The organism is Methylothermaceae bacteria B42 (genome assembly GCA_001566965.1).
Lineage (GTDB): Bacteria > Pseudomonadota > Gammaproteobacteria > Methylococcales > Methylothermaceae > Methylohalobius.
Genome location: LSNW01000036.1, coordinates 23,599 through 36,573 on the forward strand (window position 1 = coordinate 23,599; position 12,975 = coordinate 36,573).

Here is a 12,975-nt window from a genome sequence, read left to right on the forward strand (position 1 = left end):
AGGTAAACCACGATGGCAATGATTATTCATGTGGATATCGTCAGCGCGGAGGAGGAAATCTACTCCGGCCAGGCGGAAATGGTTTTCGCCCCTGCCGAATTGGGAGAGGTGGGGATCGCGCCCCGCCACGCGCCTTTCCTGGCGCGCTTGCAATCCGGGGAAGTGCGCGTCAAGACTACCTCCGGAGAGGAGCTTCCGTTTTTTGTTTCCGGCGGTATGATTGAAGTCCAGCCGCATATTGTGACAGTGTTGGCTGATACCGCGGTTCGCGCGCGCGATATTGACGAAGCGGCAGCTTTGGAAGCCAAGCGCCGGGCCGAAGAGGCATTGAAGGATCGATCCGGGAAAATCGATTATGCCAAAGCACAAGCCGAATTGGCGGAAGCGGTCAAACAGCTTCAAGTGCTGGAGCGTTACAAGAAACACAAAGGCCGTTTCGAAAAATAACCGTTCTTCAATCAATTCAATTTAAGCCCGTTGAATCCTGATGAACCCGGATTCAACGGGCTTTTTTGTTTTGATGATTGCATGAATTTGGACTAATCTTTATATCATCAATTTTCTCTCCTTCACCTGATTTATTCGATGCCTGCTTGGTTGTGAAACGCTTTATAACAAGGAAAGAAGCATTATGAAACTTCATGTCATTATCCTCGCTGCGGGACAGGGCACTCGCATGCGTTCAGATTTGCCAAAGGTATTACACACAATTGGCGGTCGGCCATTACTGCAGCATGTAATAGAAACCGCCCAACAATTAGAGCCGGACAGTATCAACGTGGTTTACGGACATGGCGCCGATCAAGTATTGGCAAGATTTTCCGGCTGGCCGGTGCAGTGGGTAGAGCAAGCGGAGCAGTTAGGCACGGGTCACGCAGTCCAGCAAGTGGCTCTGCCCGATGATAATGGCATTGTTTTAATCTTTTATGGCGATGTTCCTTTATTGAGAGCACATACCTTGCAGCGCCTTCTGCAAACAGCGGAATCGGAGCGGTTGGCGCTGTTGACGGTGAAGCTGGACAATCCCACCGGCTATGGGCGGATTGTCCGGGATAGTCAGGGACAGGTTCAGCGGATAGTGGAAGAAAAAGATGCCAATGAGGCAGAGAAAGCGATTAACGAAGTCAATACCGGCATCATGGCTTTGCCGGTTTCTTATTTAAACAAGTGGCTGAACCGTCTGGAAAACAATAATGCCCAAGGGGAATACTATCTGACCGATGTGATTGCCATGGCGGTTGATGATGGGGTGGTGGTTGAAACCGTGCTGGCAGAGAACGAATGTGAAGTGCAAGGCATTAACAATAAACGCCAACTGGCGGAACTGGAACGGGCGTATCAGGAATCCCAAGCAGAAAGGCTGATGGACCAAGGGGTGACTTTGCGCGATCCCAAGCGTTTTGACCTTCGGGGCGAAGTAGAAGTCGGCCGGGATGTAGAGATAGATGTTAATGTGGTGCTGGAGGGACAAGTCAAATTGGGCAATCGGGTCAAAATCGGCCCCAATGTGGTGATTTGCAATGCCATGGTTGACGACGATGTGGAAATATTGGCCAACAGCCACATCGACGATGCCTGGATTGGCGCGGGCAGCCGTATCGGCCCCTTTGCCCGATTGCGTCCTGGGACCCGCCTGGCGCGGGAGACCCATATTGGCAATTTTGTGGAGATCAAGAAATCCTCCGTCGGCGAAGGTTCGAAAATCAATCACCTGAGCTATGTGGGTGATAGTGAGGTTGGCAATAGCGTTAATATTGGCGCGGGCACCATTACCTGTAATTACGATGGGGTCAATAAATTTAAGACTATTATTGAAGATGGGGCATTCATCGGTTCGGATACCCAATTAGTAGCGCCTGTGAAAGTGGGCAAGGATGCGACCATCGGCGCCGGTTCCACCATTACCCGGGATGCGCCGGAAGGGAAATTGACGTTAAGCCGGAGTAAACAAATTACCGTGGATAATTGGCAGCGGCCTAAGAAATTGGAGCAAGAGAGGTAACAGATATGTGTGGCATAGTTGGCGCAGTGGCGCAAAGAAATGTGGTACCAATTCTTTTGGAGGGGCTGCGGCGATTGGAATATCGCGGCTATGACTCTGCCGGGATAGCGGTGATTGACGAAGGGCAAATCAAAAGGAAACGCCGGCGTGGGAAAGTGGCGGAATTGGCGGAAGCGTTCAAGGATGACCCTTTTACTGGGCTGACCGGCATCGCCCATACCCGCTGGGCCACCCACGGCGTTCCCAGCGAACAAAATGCCCACCCCCATATCTGCCGGGATACCGTGGCCCTAGTTCATAACGGCATCATCGAAAACCACGAGGCATTGCGCCGCGAGCAGAAAGATCAAGGATACGAGTTTACATCCCAAACCGATACCGAAGTCATCGTCCACGCGGTCTATGACCAAATGCGCTATACCGATTCGCTGCTGACTGCGGTTCAAGAAACAGTAAAACAGCTAGATGGCGCCTACGCTTTGGGCGTAATCAGTACATCGGAGCCAAACAAATTAGTGGCTTGCCGCAAAGGCAGTCCTTTGGTGATTGGCATCGGCATCGGCGAATATTTCATTGCCTCGGATATTTCCGCATTATTGCCGGTCACCCAGCGCTTCATTTTTCTGGAAGACGGGGATATTGCGGAGGTTACCCTCGACGGCGTGACTATTTTTAATGAACAAGGCGAGCAGGTCGAACGGCCGATCAAGGAAAGCGAAGTCAACCTGGATGCGGTGGAGCGCGGTGAATACCGCCACTACATGCTCAAGGAAATCTTCGAGCAGCCCCGTGCAATTTCGGAAACGCTGGAAGGCCGCTTCAGCGGTCTGAAATTGCTGGAACAGTCCTTTGGCAATCAAGCTTCAGAAGTGTTTGATAACGTCAAGGCGGTACAAATACTGGCCTGTGGCACCAGCTACCACGCGGGACTGATAGCCAAATACTGGTTCGAATCCCTTGCTGGGATCCCGTGCAATGTGGAGATTGCCAGTGAGTATCGGTATCGCGAGCCGGTACTTCTGCCCAATACGTTGGTAGTGACCATTTCCCAATCCGGCGAGACCGCCGATACCTTGGCTGCTTTGGAAGAAGCAAAGCGCCTCGGCGCAATGCATTCCTTGTCCATTTGCAATGTGCAAGAAAGCTCCCTGGTGCGCGAATCTGATCTAGTGTTATTGACCCGCGCCGGTCCTGAAATTGGCGTGGCTTCCACCAAGGCTTTTACCACCCAATTGGTAGCGTTGATGATGTTGGTCATTGCTCTGGGGCGGCGATTCAAGCTGGATAAAGTGACGGAAAAGCGCATTGCTTCCCAGCTTTTTTCCTTGCCGGCACGGATTGAGGATGTACTGGGGTTGAATCAGGAAATCAAGGAATTCTCCGAGCATTTCGCCGATAAGCACCACGCTTTATTTCTTGGCCGGGGCAGTCATTATCCGGTCGCCATGGAGGGAGCCTTGAAGCTTAAGGAAATTTCCTATATCCACGCTGAGGCTTATCCAGCCGGGGAATTGAAACATGGCCCGCTGGCGCTGGTGGATGCGGAAATGCCCGTCATTGCCGTGGCCCCCAACAATAGCTTGCTGGAAAAGCTGAAATCCAATCTGCAAGAGGTGAAGGCCCGGGGCGGTGAGTTGATTGTATTTGCCGATGAAACCCTGGATGTCCACCCGGACGAAAACACCCACGTCATGCGGGTGACGCCGGCGGAAAACGAAATGTCGCCAGTAATTTTCACCGTGCCCTTGCAACTGCTGGCCTATCATGTTGCGGTTATCAAAGGCACGGATGTGGATCAGCCGCGTAATTTGGCCAAGTCAGTAACAGTCGAATAACTTCCAGGAAACCCCTTGTCACGATAAGGTGGCAAGGGGGAATTTTCTTTCTCCTTTGGATTTTTCCGCTATCTAGTGCAAGATAAAGGTTCATTCAACAACAGGAGGTTGCTAATGAACCGCAGAATTTTCCTTCAATTCACTGCAGCAAGTTCGGTTACAGGTCTAGTTTTGCCAAATGTTGCCCAGGCCAAGCCGCAATTGGCTGGGGGACTCTATTACACCCGCGAAGCGCCGGGAAGGTGGAAAGGCAAGGAAGGTGGGCATGTGCCTAAAATCCAGATTTCCAAGGACAAAGGCACCGTTCGAGTCCAAGTGATAACCGCCCATGAGATGAACGGATGCGAGCATTACATCGTCAAGCATATTGTCCTCGATGGAAAATACCGGTTTCTCGATGAGCATATGTTTGATCCAGAAAATGACCAGGAACCAGTTTCCCTGTTTTCATTGGGCCGCTATAGGGGCCAGATTTATGTCTTGAGTGTATGTAACAAGCACGACACCTGGCTCAACAGCACCTTGGTTTGATCTTTCCCACCACATTGGTAAGGCCTTACTTCTGACTATACTTAAAGGGAAGCTGTAACCGGACCGCATCGGTTACAAATTATTCTTGAAATATAAGACAGCGTGGGTGAGGTATGTATCAAACCGGTTGGTTCAAAACGGTTGCAAAGGTTTTCATCGTTTTTTTTGTTTGCGTATCTTTAAGCTGGGCGGGAGAAGATGAGGAAGAAGGCGCTTCTTCCGCCCCAGAAATTGAATATTTGCCTGTTAAACCCAAATTGATTGTGAATTTGGATGGGAGGCGCCATTATCTGAGGGCGGATATACAATTACTTGTGGAGGATAAAGAAAATCTCGAGCGAATACGTAAACATCTCCCCTTGATTCGCCATGCGTTGATCATGCACTTTAGTAATTTACCGATGCAGAAAGTGGCGGATATATCCCAGCGGGAGCAATTACGGGAAAGCGCGTTAAATGAGATTAGAAAGGTATTGGACCGTTATTCAGACAGCTATGGGCTCAAGGATGTTTTCTTTACTGAATTTTTGGTGCAATAGGGTATGATTTTCCTGTCTTAAGCAAGTCAAGGAGAATGATCATGCCCTACTTTCATGTTCAGACCAATATTTCAATTCCAGAAGATCGAGCAGATGGTTTTTTAACTGAAGCTTCCAAACGGCTTGCCAAAGAATTAGGCAAGCCGGAACGCTATGTCATGGTGGAATTGACCGCTGCCACCCATTTACGCTTTTCCGGGAATAAAGAACCGGCAGCCTATGTGGAATTAAAAAGCATTGGGCTATCCGAAGCCCAAACACAACCCCTGGCGAGCTTTGTCTGCAGCTTTCTTGAAGAACAACTGAATATTCCTGCTTCCAGGGTTTATATTGAATTTATTAACATCCCCGGCAAGTTCTGGGGGTGGAATGGCGGAACCTTTTAGGAGCAGAAATCCTTTTAATAGCGGGGTCTAAAGCCCCGCTACTTCGCGAGAATTAATGCCAGCCACTGTATTGTTTCGTGAGATCACCTTTAAATCCACTGGATGTGCGTTTGCCTCCTTGCGTCGGGCGCTGGTTAATAGCGGCGCCAGCCGCGCGGGCGATGTTTTCGGGGGTCAAACCGCCTTGACCGAGGGCGGATTTGACAACCAAATCCGTCATCGGACTGATGTCCTGTTCTTCCACTAAATCGCTGGTCACCACGGCTTGAAAGACTTTATTGCGTTCCTGAGGTAATGTGGCTTTGAGCAACACCGGATAATTGGCATTGGCCGGCAGGGTGATCTGATAGCGACCTTCCCCTTTGACCTGCGCCTTGGCAATGATCTGACCGCGGCTGTCAACTGCCTCAATACGGGCCTTTTCGGCGGGTCCTTCTTCTCCGATGACCAATCCTTCGATGACGGTCGATTTAGCCGAACTGCTTTGTCCGCCGCTTTCGCAACCAACGGCAAGAAAGGCAAACAAAATGGGTAAAATGATCAAGCGCATAACTGTCTCCTCTGGGTTGAAAATGAGTAATGATTATGTTTCCGACTTTTGTTTCTGACGTTGCCGCGCTTCGTAGGCCTTTAGCTGCTGCGGCGTGGCTTCCGTCTGAAACTGTTTTTTCCATTCAGAGTAAGGCATGCCATAAACTATTTCTTGAGCCTTTGGGTAGTCGATTTCAATGCCCCTGGCCTCCGCCTCTGCCTTAATCCATTTAGCCAGACAGTTCCGGCAAAAATCGGCGGTAATCATCAAATCGATATTTTGTACTTCAGTGTGGGTTTGTAAATGCTGAATCAGCCTTCTGAAAACAGCAGCTTCAATTTCGGTTTGGCTTTGTTTGTCCATGGGTAATATTTACTTAATAGGTAATAAACTGGTGCTATACTTGCACTGCAAGCCATGACAGGATAGCATAGCCAAGCATATCTTGGGCCCGCTATGAAGATTGTAAATCATATTATAAAACCGCCGGTGAGGTTGCCAACCGAGGCGGCACGTAAGGAGAAACTAAATCCGGTAACTGCGGTCGAACCAACGCACAAACCGGAAAGGGATGGTAATGGCGGTGGCTCTCTCACGCATTGGTTTGAAGCCGCGGCTAAACATGGCCTGCAATTGGATAAGAATTTAAACCTGCGGGCGCAAAAGGCGCTTTCAGTCTATGCTAGCTATCAATCCATACCGGCTGAAAATCCTTCTAATATCGTATATGGCATAGATCTTTACGTTTGACACGTGCTTTGAATTTGGAATGTTATGAAACTGCTGTTCGATTTCTTTCCCATCATCCTTTTCTTTGTCGCTTACAAGTTTCAAGGAATTTATGTTGCGACCATGGTGGCAATTGCAGCCACCTTCATTCAAGTGGGGCTGGTGTGGATAAAACACCGCCGGGTGGAGCCGATGCATTTGGTTACCTTGGTTTTGATCGCCGTCTTCGGTGGCGCGACATTGTATCTCCACGACGAACAGTTCATAAAATGGAAGCCCACCGTCATCAACTGGTTGTTCGGAGTGGCTTTTCTTGCCAGTCAGTTTTTTGGCAAGGCCCCCTTCATTCAGCGAATGATGGGGGGGAATGTGGAATTGCCGCAACCGGTCTGGTACAAGCTTAACCTCAGTTGGGCGCTATTCTTTATTTTCCTGGGGGCAGTCAACTTATTTGTCATTTATAACTTTAATACGGATATTTGGGTTAATTTCAAACTGTTTGGCATGCTAGGGCTGACTTTCGCCTTTGTCCTGCTGCAGGCAGTTTTCTTGTCCCGCTACATGCCGGAGCCTGAATCCAGCACCAAGGAATGAATTTGCTGTATGCCATCATTTGTGAAGACGCCGACAACAGTCTGAATCTGCGCCGCGAAAATAGACCCGCTCACCTCCAGCGTTTGGAGAAATTACAGGACGATGGGCGTCTGGTTTTGGCAGGGCCTCATCCCGCTATTGATTCTCCCGATCCTGGCGAAGCCGGCTTCACGGGCAGCCTGATAGTCGCTGAATTTCCCAGTCTGGAAGCAGCTAAAAAATGGGTTGATGAAGATCCTTATCTTAAGGCGGGTGTCTATCAAAAAGTCATTATTAAACCCTTTCTCAAGGTATTCCCAAAATGAGTAATCGAGTTGCAATGATCCAGCAGCGGCTGGAAAAATTGTCTCCAATCAAAATAGAGCTTGTGGACGCAAGCGCGGATCATGCTGGCCACGCCCAGGCGGGTGGCGCCGGGCACTTTTTTCTGACTATCGTCTCAGAGCATTTTGCAGGCAAAAACCCAGTACAGCGCCACCAACTGGTTTACCAAACACTGGGCGATTTGATGCAAAGTGAAATCCACGCCCTGAGCATTAAGGCTTTTACCCCCGATGAATATCAAACTACTGAGGACTAATTGAATGAAAAAAACGTTTGCTTTAACAACATTATCTTTCGCCATTTTGGCGGGCTGCAATGCCGGCAGTAACAAAAGCGGTGGCCTGACTTTAGCGCCTATCGACGAAAAAGATGCGGTAGCCATGGTCAATGGCCAGCCCATCAGTCGCCAGGCATTGGAATATGTGAAAGCGGATATCGCCCGTGGCAATCCCAATGCAAAAATTGACGTGCCTGAAGAAAAGCTGGTGGAAGAATTGATCAGCCATGAATTACTCAAACAAGAGGCAGTTCAGCAGCAACTTCCCAAGCAGCCAGAAGTGGCAGCAAAAGTGCGTTACGCTCAACGGGCGGTATTGTCTCGGGCAGATGTGCAAGAATACTTGAAAAATCATCCCGTCACCGAGGAGCAACTGCGGGCAGAATACGACAAATTAGTGGGCGCGATGAAGCAGAAGGAATTCAAAGCCCGCCACATTTTGGTCAAAACCAAGGAAGAAGCCGAGTCTATTATTAAAAAGCTGGAAAAGGGCAAGGACTTTGCCGAGTTGGCAAAGAAATATTCCACCGGACCTTCCGCCGCAAGCGGTGGGGATCTGGGCTGGTTCGTGCCGCAGCGGATGGTGCCTGCCTTTTCTGAAGCCGTGGTTAAGTTGAAGGATGGCGAATACACCAAAGAACCAGTACAAACCCGCTTTGGCTGGCACGTCATTTTGCGGGAGGACTCCCGGGAAAAAACCCCACCGCCTTTTGAGCAGGTCAAGCCACAAGTGGAAAATATGCTCAAGCGCAAGCTCATCCAAGAACACATCAAAGAGCTACGGGAAAAAGCGGACGTTAAAATTCTGACAGCGACTGCTGCAGCACCTGAAGCGGCGCCTGCGGAAGAAAAGCCTGAAACTTCCGAGCAACCTGCACCAGATGCTTCGAAGGAACAGGTGCCAGCGCCAGCCCAGGCAACCCCGGCGCCGTCTGAATCCAAGGCGGAACCTGCAAAACCACAGGAAAAGGCAGCTCAAGCAGAGCCAAAGTCTTAAATTCCACCTAACTTTGCAAGTGATTCGAGACCAAGGGTGTCAAGCAAGGCTTTGGGCAAGGCGGCAAGCCGCTTTTCGCACAGGCGTGGCAGCGCTACTTCGAGCATAAAATGAGTGCAGCCAACGCAGCATAAAGGCTTGATTTGGCAGCCGAATGCCAAAACACTTGCAGAATTTAGGTTTTAGCTTAACCCAAGCTAATTTAAGCAAAGGCGCCTTAATGGCGCCTTTGTTGTTTAACCCGGATATTTCACCAGCATCCCGGATGGATGGTGAAATATCCGGGTTAAACGCTGACTAAAACGGCTTTGGATGCTTGTCTTTGATAAACACCGCCGCTTTCGACCCGGTTGCGGCCACGGTGTTTGGCGGCATACAATGCTTGATCGGCCAGTTCGATGAAACGTTGTATATCCGCTGCCGAGACAGGAGAAACTTTCTCCGGATTATACTCAGCAACACCCACAGAAAGGGTGCAGGTAATGGTATTGTGATTATGATCAGTAATACTGTGATTGGCAATCCGCCGGCGGATACGCTCCGCGACTTCCATCGCCCGGTCTTCGTTGGCGCCTGAAAGCAGGGCGACAAACTCTTCCCCGCCGTAACGGGCCAAGACGTCATTGTTGCGTAGTTGCGAGCGGATTTGCGAGGCTATTTCCGCCAGGACCAAGTCTCCCGTTTGGTGTCCATAAGTGTCGTTGACCTGTTTAAAGTGATCAATATCTAGGAATAAACATGACAAAGGTTCCCCAGACCGTTGTGCCCGGTCGATTTCCTCTCCCAACCGTTGCTCAAAAAAACGCCGGTTATTGACGCCGGTCAACGTATCGTAAAGGCTGGTGCGGCGCAGCTGTTCGAAATTCTTGGTATTTTCCAGGCAGACCGATAGAATCGCGCGCAGCCTGTCAAGAAAGTCAGTGGCCATGGTTGGCGAATATCTTGATGGATCATGACTGCCGAGGTTCAGGCAGCCTAGCAATTGCCCTCTTCTAACCAGTGGCAGCAGGGCGACACTCGAAGGAAAGTCGTTGCCAGGGAGTAAAAACCTGAATTTCGGTTTAAATTCTCCCAAGTGGAGGCGAAACGCCCGGCCAAAAATTTCTTTGAGAGGCTGGGGGGTTTGCAGCAGGATCAAACTGGGAACACTTTCCAGCTGTAGGCCGTCTTCCTTCATGAATTGAGCTAAATCTCCGTCTTCATCGACGAGAACCAGGGAGACTAAATCCAGATCGAAAGCAGCCTTGGTATCTTCAATGACGTGTTCCACCAATTCCCGCAACGCATTGAGAGACAACAGAGTCGTTTCCAAAGCATGGAATTGACTCAGCTTGGCTTCGTTTTGGCGTATCCGTTCCAGCAGCTTTTCCTGATGGCTTTCCAGGATGCAAAGCTGGGTTTGGAGTTCATCAAGTTCTATAGTCAAATTTCGACTTTCCAAGGTTAATATTCCAAGCGTAGTCTAAATAGCGTCAAACTGTTGCAGTAAATCCAAAAATTGTTCTTCATCGAGAATTGTCACGCCCAATTGCCGCGCTTTATTGAGTTTTGACCCTGGGTTTTCTCCAACCACGACATAATCAGTATTTTTGGAAACGGTATTGGTCGCCCGTGCGCCCAAGGCTTCGATACGTTTTTTCGCTTCATCCCGTGACATGGAAGACAGGGTGCCGGTAAAAACGATGGTTTTCCCGCTCAGCGGCTTAGGTCCGGTTTCTTCTTCGGGTTCTTCCCAATGGACCCCCGCTTTCCTTAGCCGCTGGATGATTTCAAGATTATGGGGTTGGCGGAAAAAAGTCACAATATGCTTGGCGACAATGGGGCCGATGCCTGGAATCGATTCCAATGCTTCTTCCGAGGCAGACATCAATTTTTCAAGGGAACGGAAATGATCGGCCAGAATTTGCGCGGTGACTTCTCCTACTTCCCTGATTCCCAAAGCATAGAGAAAACGGGCAAGGGTGGTGTGTTTGCTTTTTTCCAGGGCATTAATCAGATTCTGGGCTGATTTTTTCCCCATTCGTTCAAGGCTGGCGAGTTGATCCACGGTAAGGTCGTAAAGATCCGCCACCGTTTTAACCAGCCCTTTTTCCAGCAATTGATCAATCAGCTTGTCCCCCAAGCCTTCAATATCCATGGCCCGGCGGGAGGCGAAATGTTTGATGGAACCTTTCCGTTGCGCCGGGCAGAATAATCCCCCGCTGCAGCGGATCAAGGTTTCGCCGGGTTCTGAAACCACCTCGGCACCGCACACGGGGCAGTGGTCCGGCGGTTCCACCGGTTTGGTGTCGGGTGGGCGCTTTTCCTTGATGACTTTGACCACTTCAGGAATGACGTCTCCGGCCCGGCGCACGATGACCGTATCCCCCACCCTTATATCTTTGCGTTTGACTTCCTCGAAGTTATGCAAGGTGGCGCTGGAGACGGTCACGCCGCCGACCTGTACCGGTTTCAGTTTTGCCACCGGCGTCAAGATGCCGGTGCGGCCTACTTGCACTTCGATATCTTCCACCACTGTGGTGGCTTCGTGGGCCGGGAATTTGTGGGCGATGGCCCAGCGGGGGGCGCGGGCGATATAACCCAGTTGTTCCTGCCAGTCGAAGCGGTTGACTTTATACACGACGCCGTCGGCTTCATAGGGCAACGATTCCCGCTTTTCCAGCATGCGGCGGTAATAACGCAAGCAGCCTTCCACGGATTGTACTACCGCCAATTCCGGCGAAACGGGAATACCCCAGGATTTAAATTTCTCCAACAACTGATGGTGTTTTTCTGGCAGCTGTTCGGGTGGGTACAAGCCATGGCCGTAGCAGAAAAAATCCAGAGGCCGGCGGGCGGTGATTTTCGGATCCAATTGACGCAGGCTGCCTGCGGCGGCATTGCGGGGATTGGCGAAGACCTTCTCACCGTGTTTGAGCGCCCATTCATTCAGCTGCTTGAACCCTTCGATGGGCATAAAGACTTCGCCGCGAATTTCAAAGCGGTCCGGCCAGCCAGAGCCTTCGAGTTTTAATGGAATGGTACGGATGGTTTTCACGTTGGCAGTGACGTTTTCTCCTGTGTACCCGTCGCCCCGGGTAGCCGCCAGGCTTAAATAGCCGTGTTCGTAGAGGATGCTCACCGCCAGGCCGTCCAGTTTGGGTTCGGCGGTGTATTCGACGCTCTCCACCCCCAGCCGCTCCCGGACCCGCCGGTCGAACTCGCGGACATCCTCATCAGTAAAGGCGTTTTCCAGAGACAGCATCGGCACTTCATGGCGAACGGGCGCGAAGGCTTCCGAGGGGGGCGCGCCGATGCGCTGGGTGGGGGAGTCCGGGGTAATCAATTCCGGATATTGTGCCTCGAGCCGCTTCAGTTCCGCCATCAAGGCGTCATATTCAGCGTCGGAAATGACGGGCTCGTCGAGAACGTAATAACGGTAATTGTGATACTCGATCTCCTTGCGGAGTTCTTCGGCCCTTTTGCGGATGGATTCTGGAACTGCCACAGATGCTTACCGTGCTCCGCGCAATAGCCACCGCCAAGCGGATATTTTGGAGGCTGAAAGCGGCTGGCGCCGGTCATCCCATTCACTGCCGCCCAGTCGTTTGGCCAATGCGTGGCAAGTGTGCATCATGCGGTCAAAAGTGGCTTCTGGATCGTTGACCAAGGCAGGCTGGAAAAACAGGGTAATGCCGGGGGTGCTGAAATTCTCCATGTCCTCGGCTGGAAAAATTCCAGGTTTTACCAGGCTGGCGACGCTGAATTGAATATTTTCTCCTTGGTAAAAATGAAAAATATCCATTTCTCCATGTTTCAGCCCCAAATCCTGGAAGGCCTTGAGCAGGGCAATTCCTTGAAAAGTCTCGCCATCTGGCGCGGCAATACTGACTTGTATGACTTCTGGCAAAGCGGTTTTGCTTTCTTTTTTGGCTGGCGCAGGTTCAGGGGGCGGGGGAGCCGGTTCGGCAGGTTCTTCGGATGGGGGGGGTTCCTCTCCAGCAAGCTGTTGGTTTTCCAAAACCTCGGAATCGGGAGATGCGGATTCTTCCATGGGATTGAGGGAGATGGTATCGACTTCTTCCGGCTCGAAGTCGTCTTCCCAGGTGATATCGGCATCAAGGTCGGCAAATTCCTGGTCCAACGCTTTTTTATGGCGCTTCCAGCGGTCCCAAAGATAAATCCCCAGAATCAACAGGACCCCGGCGACAGCCAGGATGATGCGAAGTGTGGTCTTTTCCATTGCAATC

General features: G+C 50.8%; 16 protein-coding genes. 11 read left to right on the top strand and 5 right to left on the bottom strand.

Going from position 1 to position 12,975, the window contains the following annotated elements:
* The first annotated feature begins 12 nt into the window (after positions 1–12).
* From AXA67_01400 to AXA67_01425, 6 genes are all read left to right on the top strand, one after another.
* On the top strand, positions 13–447 hold the full coding sequence (locus AXA67_01400) for an ATP synthase F0F1 subunit epsilon (GenBank protein KXJ39531.1): 435 nt from the start codon (positions 13–15) through the stop codon (positions 445–447).
* Positions 448–631: 184 nt separating this feature from the next.
* The gene (gene glmU, locus AXA67_01405) at positions 632–2,002 is read left to right on the top strand and encodes a bifunctional N-acetylglucosamine-1-phosphate uridyltransferase/glucosamine-1-phosphate acetyltransferase (protein KXJ39532.1); all 1,371 of its coding nucleotides are present in this window, start codon (positions 632–634) and stop codon (positions 2,000–2,002) included.
* A gap of 5 nt (positions 2,003–2,007) precedes the next feature.
* On the top strand, positions 2,008–3,837 hold the full coding sequence (locus AXA67_01410; GenBank protein KXJ39533.1) for a glutamine--fructose-6-phosphate aminotransferase: 1,830 nt from the start codon (positions 2,008–2,010) through the stop codon (positions 3,835–3,837).
* Positions 3,838–3,951: 114 nt separating this feature from the next.
* A complete protein-coding gene (locus AXA67_01415; protein ID KXJ39534.1) occupies positions 3,952–4,368 on the top strand; it encodes a hypothetical protein in 417 nt (138 codons plus the stop codon).
* A gap of 113 nt (positions 4,369–4,481) precedes the next feature.
* A complete protein-coding gene (locus AXA67_01420; protein ID KXJ39535.1) occupies positions 4,482–4,907 on the top strand; it encodes a hypothetical protein in 426 nt (141 codons plus the stop codon).
* A 41-nt stretch (positions 4,908–4,948) separates the two neighbouring features.
* Entirely contained in the window at positions 4,949–5,293 is a 345-nt protein-coding gene (locus AXA67_01425; protein KXJ39536.1) for a hypothetical protein, read from the top strand.
* Positions 5,294–5,345: 52 nt separating this feature from the next.
* Here AXA67_01425 and AXA67_01430 read toward each other — a convergent pair whose 3' ends face one another.
* Both AXA67_01430 and AXA67_01435 read right to left on the bottom strand, forming a co-directional pair.
* Positions 5,346–5,843: a hypothetical protein gene (locus AXA67_01430; protein ID KXJ39537.1), complete on the bottom strand. Its 498-nt coding sequence runs from the start codon at positions 5,841–5,843 to the stop codon at positions 5,346–5,348.
* 33 nt (positions 5,844–5,876) lie between these two features.
* Positions 5,877–6,188, bottom strand: a complete 312-nt coding sequence (locus tag AXA67_01435; protein ID KXJ39538.1) for a deoxycytidine triphosphate deaminase — start codon at positions 6,186–6,188, stop codon at positions 5,877–5,879.
* 93 nt (positions 6,189–6,281) lie between these two features.
* On the opposite strand from AXA67_01435, the gene AXA67_01440 reads away from it, so the two are divergent.
* Genes AXA67_01440 through AXA67_01460 form a run of 5 tightly spaced genes read left to right on the top strand, consistent with a single transcriptional unit; the run spans position 6,282 to position 8,746 of the window.
* On the top strand, positions 6,282–6,575 hold the full coding sequence (locus AXA67_01440) for a hypothetical protein (protein ID KXJ39539.1): 294 nt from the start codon (positions 6,282–6,284) through the stop codon (positions 6,573–6,575).
* A gap of 24 nt (positions 6,576–6,599) precedes the next feature.
* Positions 6,600–7,148, top strand: coding sequence for a septation protein A (locus tag AXA67_01445; GenBank protein KXJ39540.1), 549 nt, complete (start codon positions 6,600–6,602; stop codon positions 7,146–7,148).
* 2 nt (positions 7,149–7,150) lie between these two features.
* Entirely contained in the window at positions 7,151–7,453 is a 303-nt protein-coding gene (locus tag AXA67_01450) for a hypothetical protein (GenBank protein KXJ39558.1), read from the top strand.
* Positions 7,450–7,728, top strand: coding sequence for a hypothetical protein (locus AXA67_01455; protein ID KXJ39541.1), 279 nt, complete (start codon positions 7,450–7,452; stop codon positions 7,726–7,728). Before AXA67_01450 ends, AXA67_01455 begins: the two co-directional genes overlap by 4 nt.
* Positions 7,729–7,732: 4 nt before the next feature.
* Positions 7,733–8,746 (top strand): hypothetical protein, encoded by a 1,014-nt coding sequence (locus AXA67_01460; GenBank protein ID KXJ39542.1) that lies wholly within the window; start codon positions 7,733–7,735, stop codon positions 8,744–8,746.
* Positions 8,747–9,032: 286 nt separating this feature from the next.
* Here the strand turns inward: AXA67_01460 and AXA67_01465 are convergent, their stop codons facing one another.
* Genes AXA67_01465 through AXA67_01475 form a run of 3 tightly spaced genes read right to left on the bottom strand, consistent with a single transcriptional unit; the run spans position 9,033 to position 12,968 of the window.
* On the bottom strand, positions 9,033–10,166 hold the full coding sequence (locus tag AXA67_01465) for a hypothetical protein (GenBank protein KXJ39559.1): 1,134 nt from the start codon (positions 10,164–10,166) through the stop codon (positions 9,033–9,035).
* A 42-nt stretch (positions 10,167–10,208) separates the two neighbouring features.
* Positions 10,209–12,233: a DNA ligase (NAD(+)) LigA gene (ligA, locus tag AXA67_01470; GenBank protein KXJ39543.1), complete on the bottom strand. Its 2,025-nt coding sequence runs from the start codon at positions 12,231–12,233 to the stop codon at positions 10,209–10,211.
* A 6-nt stretch (positions 12,234–12,239) separates the two neighbouring features.
* Positions 12,240–12,968 (bottom strand): hypothetical protein, encoded by a 729-nt coding sequence (locus AXA67_01475; GenBank protein KXJ39544.1) that lies wholly within the window; start codon positions 12,966–12,968, stop codon positions 12,240–12,242.
* Positions 12,969–12,975: the final 7 nt, after the last annotated feature.